This is a genomic window from Bacillus sp. mrc49, from assembly GCF_002803435.1.
The window spans coordinates 1-20616 of sequence record NZ_PHNG01000637.1; the positions used below are offsets into that span (position 1 = coordinate 1).

22 protein-coding genes and 10 tRNA genes are annotated in these 20616 nt (G+C 42.5%); 3 read left to right on the forward strand and 29 right to left on the reverse strand.

The features are described from left to right. Positions 1–87: 87 nt before the first annotated feature. The 11 genes from CVN76_RS06810 to CVN76_RS06860 all read right to left on the reverse strand — a co-directional run bounded on the left by CVN76_RS06810 (position 88) and on the right by CVN76_RS06860 (position 1718). Positions 88–164, reverse strand: a tRNA-Pro gene (locus CVN76_RS06810). A gap of 8 nt (positions 165–172) precedes the next feature. Continuing rightward, positions 173–249 (reverse strand) — tRNA-Arg (locus CVN76_RS06815). 18 nt (positions 250–267) lie between these two features. Then, positions 268–353: transfer RNA gene (locus CVN76_RS06820), tRNA-Leu, on the reverse strand. A gap of 60 nt (positions 354–413) precedes the next feature. After that, positions 414–495 (reverse strand) — tRNA-Leu (locus CVN76_RS06825). Between the two features lie 8 nt (positions 496–503). After that, positions 504–579 (reverse strand) — tRNA-Lys (locus tag CVN76_RS06830). 11 nt (positions 580–590) lie between these two features. Then, positions 591–665 (reverse strand) — tRNA-Gln (locus CVN76_RS06835). A gap of 86 nt (positions 666–751) precedes the next feature. Next, positions 752–827: transfer RNA gene (locus CVN76_RS06840), tRNA-Asp, on the reverse strand. A 19-nt stretch (positions 828–846) separates the two neighbouring features. After that, a tRNA-Glu gene (locus CVN76_RS06845) sits at positions 847–918 on the reverse strand. Between the two features lie 17 nt (positions 919–935). Beyond that, positions 936–1026, reverse strand: a tRNA-Ser gene (locus CVN76_RS06850). Between the two features lie 6 nt (positions 1027–1032). After that, a tRNA-Asn gene (locus CVN76_RS06855) sits at positions 1033–1107 on the reverse strand. Positions 1108–1238: 131 nt separating this feature from the next. Further along, entirely contained in the window at positions 1239–1718 is a 480-nt protein-coding gene (locus CVN76_RS06860; RefSeq protein ID WP_100530672.1) for a SprT family protein, read from the reverse strand. An 83-nt stretch (positions 1719–1801) separates the two neighbouring features. Between CVN76_RS06860 and cmpA the strand changes: the two genes are divergently transcribed. Beyond that, the gene (cmpA, locus tag CVN76_RS06865) at positions 1802–1948 is read left to right on the forward strand and encodes a cortex morphogenetic protein CmpA (protein WP_100530673.1); all 147 of its coding nucleotides are present in this window, start codon (positions 1802–1804) and stop codon (positions 1946–1948) included. Positions 1949–1967: 19 nt separating this feature from the next. Here the strand turns inward: cmpA and CVN76_RS06870 are convergent, their stop codons facing one another. The 14 genes from CVN76_RS06870 to acpS form a co-directional block, all read right to left on the reverse strand. Continuing rightward, complete coding sequence (locus CVN76_RS06870) at positions 1968–4151, reverse strand: Tex family protein (RefSeq protein WP_100530674.1); 2184 nt, start codon at positions 4149–4151, stop codon at positions 1968–1970. A 92-nt stretch (positions 4152–4243) separates the two neighbouring features. After that, on the reverse strand, positions 4244–4855 hold the full coding sequence (locus CVN76_RS06875) for a SpoIIE family protein phosphatase (protein WP_232732131.1): 612 nt from the start codon (positions 4853–4855) through the stop codon (positions 4244–4246). Beyond that, positions 4852–5640 carry an RNA polymerase sigma factor SigB gene (gene sigB / locus CVN76_RS06880; RefSeq protein ID WP_061143980.1) on the reverse strand — a complete coding sequence of 263 codons (789 nt, stop codon included), beginning with the start codon at positions 5638–5640 and terminating at the stop codon, positions 4852–4854. Before sigB ends, CVN76_RS06875 begins: the two co-directional genes overlap by 4 nt. Next, positions 5618–6091, reverse strand: a complete 474-nt coding sequence (gene rsbW / locus CVN76_RS06885; RefSeq protein ID WP_100530675.1) for an anti-sigma B factor RsbW — start codon at positions 6089–6091, stop codon at positions 5618–5620. The genes sigB and rsbW overlap by 23 nt, the downstream gene beginning before the upstream one ends. Further along, on the reverse strand, positions 6088–6420 hold the full coding sequence (locus CVN76_RS06890; protein ID WP_061143979.1) for an anti-sigma factor antagonist: 333 nt from the start codon (positions 6418–6420) through the stop codon (positions 6088–6090). Before CVN76_RS06890 ends, rsbW begins: the two co-directional genes overlap by 4 nt. Positions 6421–6479: 59 nt before the next feature. Further along, positions 6480–7490, reverse strand: coding sequence for a PP2C family protein-serine/threonine phosphatase (locus CVN76_RS06895; protein WP_100530676.1), 1011 nt, complete (start codon positions 7488–7490; stop codon positions 6480–6482). A gap of 9 nt (positions 7491–7499) precedes the next feature. Then, entirely contained in the window at positions 7500–7901 is a 402-nt protein-coding gene (locus tag CVN76_RS06900; RefSeq protein WP_100530677.1) for an anti-sigma regulatory factor, read from the reverse strand. 3 nt (positions 7902–7904) lie between these two features. Continuing rightward, complete coding sequence (locus CVN76_RS06905; protein ID WP_061143976.1) at positions 7905–8261, reverse strand: STAS domain-containing protein; 357 nt, start codon at positions 8259–8261, stop codon at positions 7905–7907. A gap of 2 nt (positions 8262–8263) precedes the next feature. Continuing rightward, positions 8264–9091, reverse strand: a complete 828-nt coding sequence (locus CVN76_RS06910; protein ID WP_061143975.1) for an RsbT co-antagonist protein RsbRA — start codon at positions 9089–9091, stop codon at positions 8264–8266. Between the two features lie 427 nt (positions 9092–9518). Then, positions 9519–9869 (reverse strand): type II toxin-antitoxin system PemK/MazF family toxin, encoded by a 351-nt coding sequence (locus CVN76_RS06915; protein ID WP_034306610.1) that lies wholly within the window; start codon positions 9867–9869, stop codon positions 9519–9521. 7 nt (positions 9870–9876) lie between these two features. Further along, positions 9877–10158, reverse strand: a complete 282-nt coding sequence (locus CVN76_RS06920) for a CopG family ribbon-helix-helix protein (protein ID WP_034306380.1) — start codon at positions 10156–10158, stop codon at positions 9877–9879. Between the two features lie 160 nt (positions 10159–10318). Next, complete coding sequence (gene alr / locus CVN76_RS06925) at positions 10319–11482, reverse strand: alanine racemase (RefSeq protein WP_100530684.1); 1164 nt, start codon at positions 11480–11482, stop codon at positions 10319–10321. Positions 11483–11722: 240 nt separating this feature from the next. Further along, a complete protein-coding gene (locus CVN76_RS06930) occupies positions 11723–12730 on the reverse strand; it encodes a LolA family protein (protein WP_061143974.1) in 1008 nt (335 codons plus the stop codon). 237 nt (positions 12731–12967) lie between these two features. Then, entirely contained in the window at positions 12968–13324 is a 357-nt protein-coding gene (gene acpS, locus CVN76_RS06935; RefSeq protein WP_100530678.1) for a holo-ACP synthase, read from the reverse strand. 103 nt (positions 13325–13427) lie between these two features. On the opposite strand from acpS, the gene CVN76_RS06940 reads away from it, so the two are divergent. Next, positions 13428–14015, forward strand: a complete 588-nt coding sequence (locus tag CVN76_RS06940) for a rhomboid family intramembrane serine protease (protein ID WP_100530679.1) — start codon at positions 13428–13430, stop codon at positions 14013–14015. A gap of 25 nt (positions 14016–14040) precedes the next feature. Here CVN76_RS06940 and CVN76_RS06945 read toward each other — a convergent pair whose 3' ends face one another. From CVN76_RS06945 to CVN76_RS06955, 3 genes are all read right to left on the reverse strand, one after another. After that, the gene (locus CVN76_RS06945) at positions 14041–15510 is read right to left on the reverse strand and encodes a PH domain-containing protein (protein ID WP_100530680.1); all 1470 of its coding nucleotides are present in this window, start codon (positions 15508–15510) and stop codon (positions 14041–14043) included. Beyond that, positions 15503–15976: a PH domain-containing protein gene (locus CVN76_RS06950; protein ID WP_100530681.1), complete on the reverse strand. Its 474-nt coding sequence runs from the start codon at positions 15974–15976 to the stop codon at positions 15503–15505. The genes CVN76_RS06945 and CVN76_RS06950 overlap by 8 nt, the downstream gene beginning before the upstream one ends. 184 nt (positions 15977–16160) lie before the next feature. Further along, a complete protein-coding gene (locus CVN76_RS06955; protein ID WP_061143969.1) occupies positions 16161–17660 on the reverse strand; it encodes a DEAD/DEAH box helicase in 1500 nt (499 codons plus the stop codon). Between the two features lie 1184 nt (positions 17661–18844). Between CVN76_RS06955 and CVN76_RS06960 the strand changes: the two genes are divergently transcribed. Beyond that, positions 18845–19948, forward strand: a complete 1104-nt coding sequence (locus tag CVN76_RS06960; RefSeq protein ID WP_157805584.1) for a PP2C family protein-serine/threonine phosphatase — start codon at positions 18845–18847, stop codon at positions 19946–19948. A gap of 169 nt (positions 19949–20117) precedes the next feature. Here CVN76_RS06960 and CVN76_RS06965 read toward each other — a convergent pair. Then, the coding region (locus tag CVN76_RS06965) for a glutamate ligase domain-containing protein (RefSeq protein WP_332850618.1) at positions 20118–20616 on the reverse strand (499 nt) is incomplete at its 5' end.

A 20616-nucleotide genomic window follows, 5' to 3' on the forward strand; every position in this document is an offset into this window, starting at 1 on the left:
GAACTCTCATCATCAGCTTGGAAGGCTGAGGTTTTACCACTAAACTACACCCGCATTTAATTTTTCTTGTAATGTTACGAGAAAGGATGGTCGGGAAGACAGGATTCGAACCTGCGACCCCTTGGTCCCAAACCAAGTGCTCTACCAAGCTGAGCTACTTCCCGTAAAAAAATGGTGCGCCCGGCGGGAGTCGAACCTACAACCTTCTGATTCGTAGTCAGATGCTCTATCCAATTGAGCTACGGGCGCTAATTTCTATGATGTTATTGGTGCGGCCGAGAGGAGTCGAACCTCCACGGGGTTTCCCCCACTAGGCCCTCAACCTAGCGCGTCTGCCATTCCGCCACGACCGCGAAAGCGACTTCGTAAGTATAACACCCTTTTCGTCTTGATGTCAAGAAGAAAATTATCAGTGCGGGTGAAGGGACTTGAACCCCCACGCCTTGCGGCGCCAGATCCTAAGTCTGGTGCGTCTGCCAATTCCGCCACACCCGCATACAAAATGGTGAGCCATGAAGGATTCGAACCTTCGACCCTCTGATTAAAAGTCAGATGCTCTACCAACTGAGCTAATGGCTCTAAAATAAAAATGGCTGGGCTAGAAGGGATCGAACCTTCGCATGACGGAATCAAAATCCGTTGCCTTACCGCTTGGCTATAGCCCAATGACTTGTGATAATTAACAGTCAGGTTAATATTATATCACAATAACTTTATTTTAGCAAGTATTTTTTAAAGTGTTTTTTTAAAATGGCGGTCCCGACGGGAATCGAACCCGCGATCTCCTGCGTGACAGGCAGGCATGTTAACCGCTACACCACGGGACCATGATAATATGTAAGAAAGTGACCCATACGGGATTCGAACCCGTGTTACCGCCGTGAAAGGGCGGTGTCTTAACCGCTTGACCAATGGGCCTTGATATAATATGTAACTGGCGGAGAAGGAGGGATTTGAACCCTCGCGCCGCTTACGCGACCTACACCCTTAGCAGGGGCGCCTCTTCAGCCTCTTGAGTACTTCCCCAAAAAATGGCTCCGCAGGTAGGACTCGAACCTACGACCGTTCGGTTAACAGCCGAATGCTCTACCACTGAGCTACTGCGGAATAATGTAAATGGGTTCCTTTTTCATGCTCAAGGACCTTCGTGTTTGTCGTGAAGAACAAGTTGTTATCTTGTCGACTCTTATGATTATAAAGAGGTTGCAACTTAAAGTCAAGCGTTCTTTTGTGTTTTTTTATATTTTTGTTTCACCCTCCAAAAACCCCCGGCAGATCAGGGTTCCGCGGCATTTTCCACATACGAAACGGGAGGTGTCAATTCTTTTTTTTCTCATATATACCTGCTGACAGTCTTTACATTTATATTGAAACGTATTCATTTTTCTCTTTAATTGATTTGATGGCAGTGGCTTGCAAAATCGCGGCGCCCCTACCTCCTTGAGTAAATGTTTGAAGTCCGCATCACGATGCTGATATCCCTTTTTTTCGATGTGAAGGTGGTAATGGCATAATTCATGCTTTATGATACCAATGATCTCGTCGATCTCGCGTTCATCAAGATACTTCTTGTTAATTTCTATATTATGTGATCGCAGTAAATATCGGCCTCCTGTCGTTCTAAGGCGCGGATTAAAACTGGCAAGGTGTTTAAATCTCCTATTAAAGTCTTTCAACGATATTTCCTCTACTAACTTTTGCAATTCCCGATTATCCATTTCCCCCTCCTATTCCCCGGTAACAGGACAACCCATTATAACATAGACTAATAATACAATAGGAGACTAAGGGAGGAAAAGCTATGCCTAATTGGTTCCAGAATCAAATTCGTAAAGCCTTTTATGAAAAGGATTATTATCAAGTGAAAATGTTGAATCAATGCTGGTTTTTTTATCAAAGGAAAGAAAGCCCCGGTTTTATATATCCTAAAAAAACTCCTTCCAATTAAAGAAGGAGCTTGCCACAAGCTAGTTTTGTTCCTTTGGTTCGAGCATCGTCAAAGATACCCTTTGCTTTTGAGCGTCCACTTGTTCGACCCAAACCGTCACTACATCCCCAACGGCCACTATATCTAGCGGGTGCTTGACGAACCGATTGCTAAGTTTTGATATGTGCACCAATCCGTCTTGTTTAACACCAATATCCACAAACGCACCGAAATCCACAACGTTCCTCACTGTACCTTGCAATTCCATTCCAACTTGCAGATCCTCCATTTTCAGCACATCCTGCTTAAGCAGAGGTTTTGATAATTCATCCCGAGGATCTCTTCCCGGCTTCAGTAAATCCTCTATTATATCTTTGATCGTGATTTCCCCAATGTCCAATTCATCGGCCAATTGAGCTGGGTCTAATTTGGTTAACTCCGCATTCAATGCGTCATTGCCTAAATCAGCTGAAGTGAACCCCATCTTCTTCAACAGCTTATTGACTGCACCGTAGTTCTCTGGATGGATCGCGGTTTGATCCAAAGGTTCATCGCCATTAATGATACGCAGGAACCCTATGCATTGTTCATACGTTTTCGCACCGAGCCTTGGTATTTTCTTCAATTCTTTCCTGCTTGAAAACTTCCCTTCCGCTTCCCTTTTCTTGACGATATTTTGAGCAACGGATTTTGATAAACCAGCTACATATTGCAATAAGGAAGATGAAGCGGTATTGACGTTCACTCCCACTTGGTTAACAGCTGTTTCCACGACAAAGGAGAGGGATTCGCCCAGTTTTTTCTGGGAAACATCATGTTGATATTGGCCAACCCCAACTGATTGGGGGTCAATCTTCACAAGTTCAGCTAATGGGTCTTGAAGCCTTCTTCCTATCGATACGGCACTTCTCTGTTCCACTTGCAGATCCGGAAACTCTTCTCGCGCAATGTCCGAGGCAGAATATACACTGGCTCCCGCTTCGTTGACAATGATATATGAAACATTCCCTTTGACATCTTTTAATATATCGGCAATGAACTGCTCTGATTCCCGTGACGCCGTCCCATTGCCAATCGCCACGATCTCAACCGAGAACCGCTGAAGTATCTCGATCGTTTTTTCACGCGCAGCCTGAAGCTTGGCAGCCGGTGGATGCGGGTAGATGACGCTGATGTCCAGCACCTTGCCCGTTTCATCAACGACAGCCAATTTACAGCCCGTTCGGTAGGCAGGATCGAGGGCAAGTACCACCTTCCCCTTAAGCGGAGGCTGCAGGAGCAGATTTCGCAGGTTTTCCGAAAAAATATGAATGGCTTGATCCTCTGCTTTTTCAGTCAGCTCCTTCCTGATTTCCCGCTCTACGGATGGCATGATCAAACGTTTGAAGCCATCTTCAATCGCAGATATCAGTATATCTTTTACATCGGAATGACCATTTTTTACGATTTTACGCTCAAGATGACCAATGATGATTTCAGTTCGCGGCTGAATCGATATTCGTAGCACTTCTTCCTTTTCCCCTCGATTAAGCGCCAAAACCCGATGCGGTACGATCCTTTGAACAGGCTCTTCGTATTCATAATACATTTCAAAGATTCTTTTCTCGTCCTTTTCTTGATTCTTAACAACCGAAATCACTTTTCCGGCCTTGAAAATCTCTGCCCTTATCCACTTCCTCAATTCTGCATCATCGGAAATATGTTCAGCTATTATATCCTGCGCTCCTGCAACAGCCTCTTCAATAGAAGAAACTTCTTTTTCTTCGGATATGAATTCCGCGGCTTTTTCATTAACTCGGGCATCCTTATGGCATTCAAGCAGCCAATTGGCAAACGGCTCAAGCCCCTTCTCTTTCGCGACAGTGGCTTTCGTTCTCCTTTTTTGCTTGAACGGCCTGTATAAATCCTCCACTTCCTGCAGTTTTGTTGCCTTATCGATTTGCCTTTTTAATTCATCCGTCAATTTCCCCTGTTCACTGATCGAACGGGTAACTTCCACTTTCCTTTGGCCGAGGTTCTCTAGATAATTCCATCTTTCCATGATCGAACGAATCTCGACTTCATCAAGTGAACCTGTCATTTCTTTTCTATAACGGGCAATGAAAGGGACCGTGTTCCCTTCCTGCAGCATTTGTATAACGTTTTGAACCTGGTGGTTTTTCAAACTTAGCTCATTGGATATTTGTTTAATCAATTCTTTTAACGTATCTTCAACAACGATCATAACGTTTCCCTCCAGCCTTTCGAACTCATATATATAGTCTAGCAAATCAGGAATGAAGTTGCGAATTCCATATAAAAAAGCTCACTTCCGAATTACAACGAAAGTAAGCTTCCTAAAATGAATGTCGTATCATCTGCAGTTGCCGGACTGCTTTCCAATATCGATTTAGCGTTCAAGTCGATAGCGGCCTGCCTTTTCAAAAATGATTTAGCACCCTTAAGCTCAAGGCCATCAGAGTGGAGAATGAATTTTGCATTCGGTTCATATTTGTATCTTTCCGTCCTGTATTTTTGTTTCCTGCCCGATAGATAACCTGTAACGGGTAACGGGTAGACAAGCTTGTCGACCTTGGGATTATACAGGAAGAAACGGATGTTACCCACGGAACTGTATACAAATTCATTCTTTTCATAAAAAATTTTCAAAATGGATACGGCCGCCCCCCGTTTGTCGATTAAAACCTGATTGCATACAGCCATCAGTGATTCGACATCCAATTCATGATTGCGCTTGACTTCCTCGATGACGGCATGGGAAGATTCGTACGCATACTTACCACTGCCGAGCCCATCTGCCAAAACACATACAAAGTATTCTTTCGTATGAAGAAAAAAATAATCATCACCACAATAGACCATTCCGTTTTTAGAGGATTGGGAGACAAGGATTTCGATTTTTTCTTCACGCAGAATAGCTTTAATCACTGTATTAACTCCGAGTTTTCAGCGTTAATCGCCTCTTGAAGCTTCTTGATTGCACGGCGCTGAAGCCTTGACACATGCATTTGGGAAATACCAAGCTTATCGCCCGCTTCTTTTTGGCTTAAGTTTTCTAAATAGGTATGTTGGATGATCATCTTTTCACGGTCACTCAAAACATGAAGCACCTTTTCAAGAACAAGGCGTTGATTGACCCTTTCAAATCCTTCATCCACATTCCCGAATATATCAAGCAAGGTGACGGTACCGCCATCGGAATCCGCTTCGATGGAATGATCGACAGATAAAGCTTGATAGCTTTTCCCCATCTCCATCGCTTCCAAAACCTCTTCTTCCGTCACGCCTATGCTATCGGCTATTTCATCGATCCTTGGCGAACGATGCAACGTCGTCGTCAATTCCTCGACCGTGACCCTTATTTTGGGTCCCAGTTCCTTTATTCTTCTTGGGACATGGACACTCCAGGTTTTATCACGCAAAAACCTTTTGATTTCACCGATTATGGTAGGAACGGCAAATGCTTCAAAGCTTTTGCCGAATGATTCATCATATCGCCTGATGGCACCTAATAAACCAATCATGCCGACCTGAGAAATATCCTCCTGAAATGACTTGCCTTTTGCGTACTTACGCGAGATCGTTTCAACCAAACCTTTATAATGGATGACTAGATTGCTTTGCGCTTCGTCATCTTGGTTCTGCTGATACGCTCTGATCCACTCGTTTACTTGTTCTCTTTGTGCCTGATTAGGTTGAGACTGTTTTTGCATCCATCTCCACCTGCTCTCCCTCTAAAAACTTAGTCATAAAAACTGTAACCCCGTCATGCTGATGAATTTTCACATCATCCATCAAAGTTTCAATGAGGTAAAGACCCAAGCCTCCTTCTCTCATAAGTTCGACTTTCTGCCCATTTTCGTATGGACCGAGACCTTGGCGAACTTCTTCGAAATTACAGCTCTTACCACTATCAGAAACCATGACCTCCAAACGGTCTGGATAAAGGCCGAAACTGACCTTCACTTCCCCTTTTTCCGTATCCTTATACGCATGCTGCACCGCATTTGTACAAGCTTCACTTGTAGCGATCTTCAAATCCTCGATTTCCTCATACGCAAATCCCATACGGCTTCCTATTCCAGAAAGTGTTAAACGAATGACACCGATGAACTCTGGTTTTGCAGGTATTTTCATTTCGATGTAATCATATACTTGACTCATTCTAACCCACCCTCTGTACCACTTTTTATATCAATGATATCCGCAAGACCTGTAATATCAAATAAACGTCGCAGCCTTTCCGATAAACCAACTAAAGTGAACTCGCCATTATTCGCCCGCACGCTTTTGAATGCACCGACAAACACTCCAAGACCTGTGCTATCCATGTAGGAAACTTCAGTCAAATCAATAGTGATCTTGACGTTGTCCCTTTCTGATATCGGGAATAGTGACTCCCTTAACTTCGGCGCAGTGTAAGCATCGATTTCACCTTTTAATTTCACTATAAATTCAGTATTCAATTCATTGACATCTACTGTTATATTCATCCTTGACCCACCTCTTCAAATCCTCTTCATTCTTATATCTATACCCAGAGAAAAAAAAGCTAAACATTTGATTTTAAAATTATTAAGGTGAAATCATCCCTTAACTGGAAGTTCTGCATTTTCTCCAATTGCTTATATATATTATTCACCATTTCCTGGGCTTGCAAATGCATGTTTTTCTTAATGAAACCAATAAGTGTTTCCCTTTCTATAAATCCATCATTCGTCCGGCATTCCGTAACTCCATCAGATAATAAGATGATCATGTCCCCATGGTTCACCGTCTTTTCATATTGGCGGTACCTCGTCTTCTTATCGACTCCAAGCAAAAGACCTTTCGCATCCAAATCACTGAAAGTCCCTGTAGCGGCGTCATAATAAAAACCCGGTTCATGGCCAGCCGAAGCATAGGAGAATTTCCTGTCATGCGGATCATATAATCCATAGAACATCGTTATGAACATGCTCGGATCGACATTATGCTCAACCACACGGTTCAAACTCTCAAGCACACTGTTCGGTTCATGCCGATGCTCAGGAAGACTATCCATGGCGTATTTGATCATGGACATGCACAAGGCCGCAGGGATCCCTTTGCCGATGACATCTGCTATCCCCACTCCGATCCGCTCATTTTCATCTTGGACGAAGTGATAATAATCTCCATTCATCTGTCTGGCAGGAACACTTATCGCCCCAATTTCAAGAGACTTTATATCGGGTATTTCCGTTTCCAAAAGGGTATGCTGCACGTTTGCCGCGATTTCTATTTCCGTTTTCAATTCCTGCTGTTGATGTCTGAGGCTTTGATGTTCGCGGTAGGCAATTCCATATCCCATCATGACTTCAAGCAGGAAATCGAACGAATCCATCACTTTCCCAGGTAAATCGGGGTAAAGTTCCATTAAGTTATTTTTATGCATACTGATGATTTCTTCTGGAGATATATTGTATTTAATATGTAGGCGGCTAATCTTTTGCCCTTGATAGAGTGCCTGCTCATTTTGGTCTTTAAGATAAGTAGAAAGCGCCTCATGATACTTTTTCTCCATGTTCTCCCTATTATCCATAGTCCCCCCCTAACGGAGCCATTTCGTAGCGACAATCGAAGTCCCTTCACCTGGTATCGATTCGATATCGAAGTCATCCATCAAGCGCTTGGCTCCAGGAAGCCCTGCACCCAATCCCCCTGAAGTGGTATACCCATCTTCCATGACTCTGCGGATGTCCTCAATTCCAGGCCCCTGGTCCTCTGCAATGATTTTCAATCCTGACTTCCCGTTTTGGTTAAGCTTTTCTATGCTTACACTGCCTTGTCCGGCATATAGGTAAATATTTCGGGCCAATTCGCTTATAGCCGTGGTGATCCTTGCCTGATCGACAGTGCCGAACCCCAGCTCTTTAGCAACATTTCTTCCTAGCTGTCTTGCAGCTACAATGTCCCATTCATTAATTATTTTTACGCAGGATTGGAACTCCATTCTTTAATCCCCCAATTCCTGTTGTAATTTCTCCAGGCCCTTCTCTAAATCTAATGCTGTCATGACATCATCGAGACTGATTCCAAGTTCGATCAATGTTATTGCAACAGCTGGCTGGATTCCCGTAATTACAACCTTTGCCCCCATAAGCTTAGACATACTAAAAACATCGCCTAATACCTTTGCGATAAAAGAATCTATAAAATCTATTGAGGTAATATCTATGACAACGCCATTCGCGCTCGTTTCATGAATCTTATGCAACAAGTCCTCTTGAAATTGAAGGGCGGTCACATCATCCAATTCCCACTGTATCGAGACTAACAAGCAGTCATAAAGCTTTAATATCGGAATCCTCATCCTTATCCCTCCACCTCTACGATCTTGCGGCTCGTTAACTCCAACGCGACTTCTATTCCTTTTTTCAATGTGTTTTTGGTAATCACTTCATTTAGGTTAATCCCAAGATTAACGATGGTTTGGGCTATTTCCGGCCGTATGCCGCATAGGATGCATTTAGCTCCAACCAAGCGGACCGCTTCCGCTGCCTGAATGATATGATGGGCAACCATCGTATCCACTACCGGTACACCCGTTATATCAATGAGGACGACTTCGGATCTATGCTGTACCACGCCGGTCAAGAGGTTTTCCATTATCTGCTTGGCGCGCTCCGTATCAATGGTGCCGATCAGCGGCATGACCGTAATGCCTTCCAATACAGGAATGAGCGGTGCTGAAAGCTCCTGCAAGGCTATCTTCTGCATTGAAACCGTTCTTTCCCAGGTTTGCGTATATATATTGACGATTTCATTATTTATCGGTGTGGCCCACTTATCCAAATGATTAACAAGATTGACTTGATTATCCGGAGTCACCAGACCCTTTTCCACCATTCCATTAATGACAATCAACGTGAATTTATGAAGTCCTTCGTTGACGAATGTAAGAGGCCATCCCAATTGGACGACTTTCTCGGCAAAATCCGAAAGCTTCAATGTGAATTCCTTGTTCTTACTATCTACATTCGTGATGATCATATCGATAAATTCACTGCTCGTTTGCGTGAACATACGATCAGAGACAACTTTTATCAGCCTTTCGTCCGTACTTTCCTTCATGATATCCATCCACTCAGTCAGGATGTAATCTTGATTTTGCTTAATAAAATCGTAAACCAATTGATTCATAATATCCTCCCATTCTAACACAATTGCCATGTTTTCCTGTCCTCGTCACAAGGATGTTAACTAACTGTAATGATGTTTCCATCTAGCCTTTCCATAGGTTTCCCCTGGCACTTTCGTTTTCACTTTAACTATTTACAACATAACTTTATACCCGTTATCCGTTTTAAAAAACATATTTCAAGGAAAACATCACAAACCCACCCTAATGACGCACCGCTCCACATGAGTTTGATTGTACACTATTTTTATTCGTCAATTTTTTCATATTTCCTGCTCTAATGACCCATTATCACAAAACGGAGTACGACACCCCCTTATTTCATTCATAAAAAAAAACGCGATTCCCTCATCAGGAATCGCGCCATCTAAATAAATCAAGAATGATTTGTATTATAATAACGCCCGCAAAAAACGGGAAAACATTTCTCTAAAACTCAATGAGACCCAAGCTGATTTGCAAAGCTTCATTGACTTTTTGCATCATAGGTTCGTCAAGATGCGTGATTTTATCAGTTAAACGCTGCTTATCGATCGTCCTGATCTGCTCCAATAAAATGACGGAATCTCGCTCGAATCCGTACTTTTTTGCATTAATCTCAACATGTGTCGGCAATTTCGCTTTTTGGATTTGAGCTGTAATGGCTGCCACGATCACAGTCGGACTGAAGCGATTACCTATATCGTTTTGTAAAATCAGTACCGGACGGGTTCCGCCTTGCTCTGAACCGACTACCGGGGAAAGGTCTGCGAAGTATACGTCACCACGCTTAACAACAATCAATGGCTCAGCCTCCGCTAACTAATCGTTCAACGCAATGACCAGCCTCGAATTCAGCCTGAAAAGCTTCAGAAGCAATCGTTAAATTAATGGCCGCCATTTCAATATAACCGCGTTTCATCGATTCACGGAACTCTTTCTTTTTACGTTCACGAAGATACATTTTTGTGGCACGATAAATAAATTCACTGCGATTCACATTTTCCTCACTCGCATACCCATCTAGTTCAGTTAAAAAATTTTGAGGTAATCGAATTAATATCTCTCTTGTTGCGCTGGATTCAGACACAAACATACACCTCCACCATCACTACACACCTGTATTATATATCCTTTTCAATATTACCATTAAAATGCCTATCTGCAAAGAGTATATTCTATTCTCAATCCTATTATCAGCATAATAAAGGAAATCTTATTCACATTCTTAGGATTTTTTTACAATCGGATCATTCCAAGATGTAGTTTCGGATATGTTTTTGCTGGTTATCTTTTATATATACGCGCGGAACCCTTGCCCCTATCATGCAGGTTACCTCATAATTAATCGTTTCCAGTTTCGCGGCTATCTCATCAATGGCAATCGATTCAAGGCCGTCAACTCCAATCAGTGTAACCTCCGTCCCGACAGGGAATGATCTAGGGAGCTTGATCATGCATTGGTCCATGCAAATCCGGCCGACAATCGGCACCCTCATTCCATCTATAAGCACTTCCTGACCTTGCAGCTTACGGATCCAGCCGTCAGCATAACCAATCGGCAAGGTTCCGATCCATTCATTTCCTTGTGCCGTATAGGTCGCCCCATAACTTACACTTTCACCTTTAACAAGCTGCTTAACCGCGACCAATTTCGTTTTTAACGAGATGGCTTGTTGTAATGGAAATGGCAATAACGGCTTCATTTCCATCGAAGGGCTTAGGCCATACATGGAAATACCCATCCTTACCGCATTCCATACCGGATCGGCAAACCTTAAAGATGCGGCACTATTGGCGGCATGGACAAATTCCGGACGTGACGTCAGCGCAGTGAGCATCCCTTTAAATACGGCAAGCTGTTTTTCATAGAAATCGGTATTCAGTTCATCCGCCGTCGCGAAATGAGTGAATATCCCTTGAAAGTTGAAGCACGCTTCCTTTTTAAGCGAACTTTCCACTTTCATCAGTTTATTTTTATCGCGTATGCCAATCCTGCCCATTCCGCTGTCCACTTTTATATGAACCTGAAGGACTTGTCCCGGTTTAAGCTGGGCCTTTGCACTATCCAGCCAGGCATTATCAAAAGCTGTCACGGAAATCCCTTGCTCGGCAGCAATCGCTGCGCTTTCCGGCCTGGAGACCCCAAGTACAAGAATCGGAGCAGTTATCCCCTTTTTCCGGAGAGCCAGAGCCTCATCCATAAAAGCAACGCTTAAAAAATCAGCGCCCGCTTCAAGCGCCGTTTTAGCCACTTCATAATCCCCATGTCCATAAGCATTCGCTTTAACGACAGCGAATAGGCTGACACCAGTTCCCAATCTTGTTTTCATTGAAGAAATATTTTCATGAATATGATCCAAATTCACTTCTGCCCACGTATCTCGATGAAATAATTTCGTTTCCAAGCCCATTTCCTTCTTTCTATGCTTACGATGAAATTCTTCCCATAGCAAAGTTTGCTTTTCATTATACGACCATTCTATAACCAACCGCCGGAAAGATAAAGCGCTTTTCACCAAAGAATCTAATTTCCCAAGATACAGCCCGTTGCCGGATGAAGCTGATCCAAATGATAACAAGCCGCTTCCCCGCCTGCTCTTCCTAGAAGAAACCTTCCTAAGGAGACGGGAACATCAGCTTGTTTTGCAAACCTATTTGACTGGATCTCCCCCAACCGAACGGGCCACCTCTATCATCTCTACCTGCGTCAAATCCTTTGATGCAAGCATATAATCCACACCTTCAAAAGTCCACGCAATCGTATTTCCAGTCATGGCTCCAACTGTATAACCCAAATCAACCGGATCACCATTCACATTCGTTGAAACGGAAGTTTGGACAACTTCAGCTTTTTCCTGAACCAATGTAAAGCTTTTCGTGCCCTCATATGTCAAAACGACACGTTCCCCATCATTATCGGTCTTGATTTCCTTTTCTTCCGTCAAGCTCATATCACCAATATTCTCAGGGTATTTCACTGCAAAGCCTTCATTTTGGACTTCTGCCATAACAGGCGCTTCAAGTTGTGCGCTTGTCATGTTTTTCTTCATATCAAATGAATCCTTATCAAAAGTCGTATCGAATTTCACTTTTGAAAATTCTACAAGGACCAACGCCGTTTTATCCGGGTCCATGACCTTTACACTGACTGGGGATAGGTCCTTTTTGTTTATAGTAATCTCTTGATAAGGCAACATTTTATTGTTTTGGTAACGTGTCTTCGTTTCAAAGACATAATGTTTATCCGTTTCTTTATATGTTGCACTTTTATCTTCCGTAATGTCTTTCACCAACGACTCGAATAAATAGGCCTGACTGCTGTTCTCCGGCCATTCACTTTGAAATTTAAAGCTTTTATTCAAAGCGGGCGTCAATACATACACACCATCATCATTCTTCAAAATCATTTGGCTTTGATCCTTCTCTTCATTTTTTAGGTTCACGCGATAAAAAGACGGATCTTTATGCCAAATTTCCACATTATATACTTGAGGTTCCGTCCCCATCTTCAACGTCATCTTTGCGTTAGCTTTATATCCCTTCATCTCACCAAGCTTCTCATTCAATTCACTTACTACATCACTCTGTGATTTTTGGCCGCAAGCAGAAAGAGCAAGCAAGAGCATGATCCCTGCAAAAAGCATTAACATCTTCTTCATCTTTTCAACCCCTTTTTGTCATTTGAACGTAAAAGGGAGAGGAAAAGGCAGGATCCGGACATTGGCTCGACTGATGTCTTAGACTCCTCAGCATTTTAGCGCGGACCTAACATGATCCTGCTAAAAACCCCTCTTAGAGCCCCCACTCTGCCATGTACCTTCCACCGGGCCTTGTCTCCCTATAGCACTAAATGTATATGAGACAACCTTAAGGTTTATGACCCGATCGGACAAAACTCAATCCACCCTTTCAATTATGACTTGGGCAACCGCATAATCACGGCTATGGCTAATCGACAGATGCACCCCATTTGAAAACGGCTTGGAGATGACCGGCTTCCCCTTATCATCCGCACTGATTTCGATATCAAGGAAGGATAAATACTTACCGATCCCTGTACCGTATGCTTTTGAAAATGCCTCCTTGGCTGCAAAACGTCCAGCAAAATACTCGATCTTCCTTCTTCCGTTCAACCCATCAAAAATCAAGATTTCCTTTTCTGTCAATATACGCTCCTTCAATCGCGGTTGCCGTTCAATCAATGTTTCCATTCTATCCAATTCAGTTATGTCCACGCCGATACCTTTAATCACTTTGACACCTCTTCTATTAAATTGATATGTTGCATAGTATTAGGAGGACTCTTTTACCTATGATAATATGGTCCCTAATTAAAACGATGCCAAGGAGGAATTTATGTTTACAAGAACCGAAAGCTTCCGCGAATATACCACTGCCTATCGAGCTGTGACTGTGCTCATTTTCATTATGATGCTCGTTTTCGTTCTCGTCCTTTTCCCCATAATTCCCGGCAATTTACTTTTTTATTACGGCTCAGGTGTAAATTTATTCATCAACGACGGACAATGGTGGCGATTGGTCACCCCGATTTTTCTCCATAGCACATTCACGCATTTACTGTTCAACGGGTTCTCGCTTGCCATCTTCGGACCAGCCCTCGAGAAGTATCTCGGTTCCTTAAAGTTCTTAATTTTCTTTTTGACGACCGGAATCCTGGCCAATATCGCGACCTTCTTATTTAAACCGCTCACTTATACCCACATCGGTGCAAGCGGTGCGATTTTTGGTTTACTCGGTTTCTTTCTTTACCTTGTGTTATTCAATAAAAACAATTTTACGAACAACGAAAGAAATACAGTCTATACACTGACCGGAATCGCCATCATCATGACCTTCATCCAACCTCAGATCAATGTTGTCGGTCACTTGGCCGGCCTGGCAACCGGCGTTTTAACCGCACCTCTATATTGGAGAAAAAGATGATAGGAAAAAGAGCCGACTCTTTCGATCATTGGGAGTCGACTGCTTTTTTAGGTAAATACCAAGATTCGATTTTTCGGCAATCCCTTTCTTCAACATCCATGACCACGCCGACCCGGGAATGGACCCCAGACTTGATCGAGGCTGATATCGTGGCCAGTCCTTTCCGGCTCTGAAACCAGCTTTTTTTATAGGAAACGGATTGAATCCTGCTTCTTTGCATGATCAAGGTTTGCTTAGAGAACAAGCGATTGCTCAAAAGCAATAAATCTCCTTCAATATTCCATCCGGCATCCCTATATTGCATGTATGCCCAACAGATCCCCAACGGCAGTAACAGCAGGGACAGGAAGCCCCAAGGTTTGAAAAACCAGGACAAGACACCAACGATAGGGATGATAAAAAGGGCTTTACGAAAAATGTAGCGGGAAATTGCCCGCTTAGGTATCGGGCTCATTTCCGTGATCGTTTGATAAACTGGTAACATTGCCCCTAATTTCCTTTGTAAATGCTTCTTCTTGATAAAAGGGAAAAGCATGATGGATAAGCTTTCTTTATCTTCAATACTGCCTCCAGCATATTCGAGGTAAACAGTCGCGAATCCCAACGGTTTTCGAACCAAATTTTCAATGATCCGGATTCCTTGAATTTTATGGACAGGGATGGTCAACTGCCTTTTCTCGAGAAGTCCTCTGGAAATGATGAGTTCCTCCTCCGTTTTCATCACGGTAAAAGAAGCATATTTCATGACCATGCTTAATGTGGCCAGTACATATACGACCAATAAGCCCAATATCGCAAAAGAGGTCAAGATAACGGTGCCCATTCCAACAAAGTCTTCATAGTTCTTAAATATCCGCTCAAAAGGAATGACCTCATCAAACTGTGAAATAAAAGCGACGGCTCCAGATAAAAAGACCCCTACCGCTCCCGAGGTGGCAGCCATGAATACTAATTGCGGCAACGTCTGCTTATAAACGGAAGAAGCCATCATGACTTCTTCACTGCCGGATAATTCATCTTGTTTCACCCTAGGAGGATCACTCGCTTTATTGTTTTTTTCGGCACTTATGAAGGTATTGATGCGCTCGGCATCACGTTTGCTGATTGCCGATAAAACGGCATCAGCTTGGGTTCCTCCTGCCGTTTCAATATTGACCTTCACCAGACGGAATATCCGTTGGATGATGCCTTCCGAAATATCGATGCTATGAATTCGATCAAGCTTGATATACCGTTTCTTCCTTACGAACACTCCAGACTCGATTCTAAACTCGCCATCTTCTATGCGATAGGTAAAGCGTAGCCATTGAAGGAATGCATGAACGATCAGCAAAAGGACTATGACGGAAATGACTAGCGGTTGTACCCATCCAGGAATTCCTTCATTCCTTCCAGGAATAACGATCACCAATACGAAAGGCAGAACTAACTCCTTGATTGATTTCAAGATGTTAAGCAATACAGCTATAGGGTGAAGCCTCTTTAATTCAGACATCTTCCTCCTCCACACTGGCCATTCTGGAAATGTAGCGCCTCAATTCATCTGCCTCTGCAAGGTCGAGTGCAGGTATAACATGCATGGTTGCCGCAGTCGAAATTTCCACGGAGGCCAACTCATATTTTCTTAACAACGGTCCTTGCTTCGTTTCAACATGCTGCACCCGAATCATCGGAATGAGTGTTCTTTTTATGATGAAAATACCGCTTTGGATGTCAATCTCCGTATTCCGTACTTCATAACGCCATCTTTTCCACTTTATCGATGGCATCAAGTAGATGGACAGATACGACTGGATGATCGAAATGATGAATAAAACGCCAACAATCCAATATGTCCACTTAAAAAAGATGGTAAGAGCGAGTATCGCGATGGATATGATCCAAGTGATTGCAGAGCTTAACAATCCACTGATTTTCCAGACGGTCAAGGCCTTATTCGAGATACGATTTTCCGGTTCCATGAACCCTCCTCATCCGCACGGGGATATTTTGAAGCATTATCCAACCTGTGCACTTTTCTCCATTATACTATAATAATCCGCTCTCAATTAACCTGCATTTTCTGAACTTTTCTTTCAAAAAAACCTGGTTGGATTATACTTATACATAAAAAAAGCCGCTCAGTTGAGCGGCTTTCATAAATGATTAAATTTTATTGGATTTTTCTCTTTTTTGGCTTGTGCTACGGTTTCCGTAACCATTGGATTTACGGTTCGAACTTGGGCGTTTGCTTGATCCGCTGCCGTAATCTTTTCTGCCTGAAGAACTGCGGCCATTGCGCTGTCTGTTATTGGAAGAACTGCTTCCCCCGCGATTGCGACGCATTGGAGATGGAGACTCTTCAGTTAACTTGATTGGCGTTTGATCCGGTTCTTTCGTCATTGATTTAAGCATGGCAGCCACTAGGTCAGCCGCACCATGTTTTTGCAATAATTCTTCCGCTTGACCAAGATATAATGTTAAATCATCATTCTCGATTGTAGAAAGGATTTTTTCAGTAACTGCTTTTTGTTGACCTTCCAACGCTTCAGTCAATGTAGGAGTTTTAAGTTTTTCCATACGTTTTTTCGTTGTATGTTCAACTGCATGCAGTTGACCTCTTTCTCTTGGTGTTACAAACGTAATGGCAATACCATGTTTACCCGCACGACCTGTACGTCCAATACGGTGAACGTAACTTTCAGGATCTTGAGGGATATCAAAGTTGTATACATGTGTAACGCCTGAAATATCAAGACCACGCGCAGCCACATCAGTAGCAACTAGAACATCGATGCTGCGGTCCTTGAATTTTTTCAATACGGAAAGACGTTTAGCCTGGCTAAGGTCACCATGGATTCCTTCAGCCATATAGCCGCGAATGTTCAAGGCAGAAGCCAATTCATCGACACGGCGCTTCGTACGTCCGAAGACAATCGCAAGATCCGGTGTTTGAATGTCAAAAAGGCGAGCCAGTGTATCGAATTTTTCACTTTCTTTTAGCTCCAAGTAATATTGCTCGATGCGATCGACTGTCATTTCTTTCGCTTTTACGCGCACAAGAACTGGTTCATGCATGAATCTTTCAGCGATTTTACGGATCGGATCAGGCATTGTAGCTGAGAAAAGCAATGTTTGCCTTTCGTCAGGAACCGTTGAAAGGATGGATTCGATATCCTCAATGAATCCCATGTTAAGCATTTCATCCGCTTCATCAAGAACTACAGTATGAACTCCGCCCAATTTAATATTTTTACGTTTGATATGGTCTAAAAGACGACCAGGTGTACCAACGATAATATGTGGTTTTTTCTTCAATGCACGGATTTGACGGTCGATATCTTGTCCACCATAAACCGCTAGAACACGAGCGCGTTTTCCGTAGCCAAGCTTGAAAAGCTCTTCAGAAACTTGGATGGCAAGCTCACGCGTAGGTGCGATGACAATCCCTTGAACGTTTTCATTGTTGATATCGATATTCTCCATCAAAGGGATACCGAATGCTGCCGTTTTACCTGTTCCCGTTTGCGCTTGACCGATGATATCTTTACCTTCAAGTGCTAGAGGAATCGTTTGGGATTGAATCGGGCTTGCTTCTTCAAATCCCATTTTTTCTATTGATTTCATAGACGTTCTATCTAATCCTAATTCGCTAAACAATGTCAATGTTTTCGTACTCCTTTTTATATCGTAAATTTACACGTGCATACAAGAATGATGCACAGATGTTTAGTTCAAATCCTCATCATCATGACGGATGTTCTACTTTATCTCTTATGCAAAAGTTTATCATTATCACCTAAAAGTATGTCTGCCTTTTAGTTCAAATGAACTCAATATGATTTTTTAAAAAGGAAATATACCAGCACGAGCATTCACTGGCATTTTTTGCTTCGCGCACGTGTAGAGTTATTTTTAACATACGCACATCTTTTTAAAAGTACATGTAACCAAAATTAAATTCAATATGGAAAATTAAAAGTAGCATAAACGGGTATTTCACCGTTTTATTCAGGTGAGGGCTGCTGCACCTTATTCAACAGACTTAAAAAGACTGTGTGAACAAAACTTGACGAGAGCCAAGATTCTTATACAAAACAGGCCCGGTGCGTTGAGGATTTGCAGAAGTGGAAAAGCGCTAAAATGCGGCTTGATTCCCTATTAGCTACTAAAGCCGCCAAGAGATGCAGCTTTTATATATGACCAGACGCGCGGCCTATTTAATCTAAAATAATCTCAAGAATGAACTCATGAAACATGTAAGAACATACAATTTTGTTGCCTCAACCTGATTAATTAAACTAATCATCAATGATAAGACATTTAAACTCATACTTCATATTACCATTTTCAAACTGTTAATGCAATAAAGGATATCGACCCATTCCCAGTTCCCAACAACTTTTCATCACTTCGAAAATAAGATAAGTCCAAATCAGCCATATGAATCCCGCCCTGTATCACGTTTGGGAAGATGTTGTTATAATTCCTGCTGGAAAAAAAACCGACAGTATTCTTTAAAGGACCCACACTTACTATATCCCAATACAAGAGGTTGGATTCTTTATTGAATAAGCACAATCAATACTTATCTGAATTTTTTTACCTACTATATAATATGTATTCCGAACAAATAGTTTCAACCTGATTTTGAACCATGCTTCTCCAACTCCAATTTCTCATCTCAATCTCCCCTTCCAACTCAATGAATGTATAATTTTTCAATATCAAATGAAAAAACGGTAAAAACCGGCATGATTACAGTATGATAGACCTATAAACATAACACTTAAGGAGGCTGTATGAATATTTACTCATTAGATATACCTGCATGCAAGGAGTTTTGCCTATTGTTAAAAACAATGAACAAGAACGTCACTTTTTTGGAAAATCCAATGAAACAAAGATATCTATTTCAGGAATCAACGGACCTCATGCAAACACTATTCATTTTACCATTGCACCTTTCAAAAGATTCCTGGCAGCAAACGGCTTTGTTCAGCTTAGCCGAATCCCTTGAAATTCCAATCTTATTCATTTATAAACGGACGAAAAAAATGAGAGTTCCTCCTGAGTTACCAAAAAGGACCTTATACCTGACCATCCCCATCCCTGCTGACCCGGTGGAAGTCAACATCAAGTTAACCTCACTCCAAAACATCAGCATGCACCTGTTCTCATTTAAAATGAAGGGACAGGAACTTGAAAAGATAAATCAGAAGTCGACAAGGAGCATGCGCATCGCAAGGGGCTTTCAACATTTATGCTTACCGACACCAATCCAAAATAACCATATTGAGATCAAAGGAATCACCCAGCCTTCCACTGAATTATTAGGCGATTTATTTTTCTGGACCGAGGTAAGCGACGGAAAATACGCTTTCATCATGATCGATATGTGCGGAAAAGGCATTCATACAGCGCTTGTACACATGTCCATCCGAACCTTGATACCTGAGCTGATAAAACGGATACGGGACCCCATCATCATAACCAGGGAACTGAAAAAGCATATGAGGGGTTTATTCCAGGGAATTCATTTGGAAGATACAATCAATGCCTGTTTTTCAGCCTTCATTGCATACGTAAATACAAGGGAAAGATTCATTGAATATGTGAACTGTGGACACCCCCCAGCCATTTTGCATGCCCCAGACACCAATTACATTCTCAGATTGAGTAAAGGGGCTGGCCCTATAGGCTGCATTAAGGATGCTCCGATAAAAAAAGTAGTATTTCATTACCAACCAGGAAGCCGCTTCATCATTTATTCAGACGGCCTCTCTAAATCTCCTAGCCCTTCCGCCGCTGAACGGACTGAACGCATCGAGAAGGAATTCATTGAAAACGCCCTTCTTTCTATACACGACCTACTACAAGCGCTCTTGCTATCAAGAATGACGCATTCCGAAATTGATGATGATATCAGCATCATTGCCGGTACACTTTTTTAGGACGAAAATAGGCCGCTTCAAAACGAACGAAAGGAACAAGACCCCTGAGCGCCTGCAGTGAAATGAAACGTTCTTTGAGAGAACTAAAAAAACTGCAGATCAACTCCATGATTATCGAGTTGGTCTGCAGCCTGACTGATCAAATAAAAACAACCTGTTTAAAAGACCTTTACTTCTGTAAAGCCTGAACGACTTCCTCCAGCTTCATGCCCCTGGACGCTTTCACAAGGATGATGTCATTTGCCTGCGTCGATGTTTTCAGCTCCTCTATAAGCTTCTGCTTATCTTGGAAGGACCGAACATTTTCTGCAGGAAAAGCTCCACTTGCTCCCTTGCCAATATACTCGGCCAAAGGGCCATAGGTGAAAATCTTATCAATCCGGTCACTTGAAATCAATTCACCAATTTTCAAATGAAAGTCTTTCTCCTGCGGTCCCAACTCCAGCATATCTCCCAGAACGAGGATTTTTTTCTCGAAACCGGATAAACCTTCGATCAGCTCGACAGCCGCCTTAACGGAAGTTGGACTCGCATTGTACGCATCATTGATGATTTTCTGCCCTTTTGCGCCCTCAACCAATTCCATCCTCATATTCGTCAACTGAATGGTTGACAGCCCTTTTCGGATGGAGGAATCATCCACACCGAACTCCTTCGCAACCAAAATG

Coding starts and splice junctions, on each gene's coding strand:
- cmpA (WP_100530673.1), top strand. CDS start 1,802: ATGCCTAATTGGTTCCAGAATCAAATTCGTAAAGCCTTTTATGAAAAG.
- CVN76_RS06945 (WP_100530680.1), bottom strand. CDS start 15,510: ATGTCTGAATTAAAGAGGCTTCACCCTATAGCTGTATTGCTTAACATC.
- sigB (WP_061143980.1), bottom strand. CDS start 5,640: ATGCAAAAACAGTCTCAACCTAATCAGGCACAAAGAGAACAAGTAAAC.
- CVN76_RS06930 (WP_061143974.1), bottom strand. CDS start 12,730: ATGAAGAAGATGTTAATGCTTTTTGCAGGGATCATGCTCTTGCTTGCT.
- rsbW (WP_100530675.1), bottom strand. CDS start 6,091: ATGAGTCAAGTATATGATTACATCGAAATGAAAATACCTGCAAAACCA.
- CVN76_RS06890 (WP_061143979.1), bottom strand. CDS start 6,420: ATGAATATAACAGTAGATGTCAATGAATTGAATACTGAATTTATAGTG.
- CVN76_RS06900 (WP_100530677.1), bottom strand. CDS start 7,901: ATGGAGTTCCAATCCTGCGTAAAAATAATTAATGAATGGGACATTGTA.
- CVN76_RS06905 (WP_061143976.1), bottom strand. CDS start 8,261: ATGAGGATTCCGATATTAAAGCTTTATGACTGCTTGTTAGTCTCGATA.
- CVN76_RS06870 (WP_100530674.1), bottom strand. CDS start 4,151: ATGATCGTTGTTGAAGATACGTTAAAAGAATTGATTAAACAAATATCC.
- CVN76_RS06950 (WP_100530681.1), bottom strand. CDS start 15,976: ATGGAACCGGAAAATCGTATCTCGAATAAGGCCTTGACCGTCTGGAAA.
- CVN76_RS06940 (WP_100530679.1), top strand. CDS start 13,428: ATGTTTACAAGAACCGAAAGCTTCCGCGAATATACCACTGCCTATCGA.
- CVN76_RS06860 (WP_100530672.1), bottom strand. CDS start 1,718: ATGGATAATCGGGAATTGCAAAAGTTAGTAGAGGAAATATCGTTGAAA.
- CVN76_RS06910 (WP_061143975.1), bottom strand. CDS start 9,091: ATGAATCAATTGGTTTACGATTTTATTAAGCAAAATCAAGATTACATC.
- alr (WP_100530684.1), bottom strand. CDS start 11,482: ATGGGCTTGGAAACGAAATTATTTCATCGAGATACGTGGGCAGAAGTG.
- CVN76_RS06895 (WP_100530676.1), bottom strand. CDS start 7,490: ATGGATAATAGGGAGAACATGGAGAAAAAGTATCATGAGGCGCTTTCT.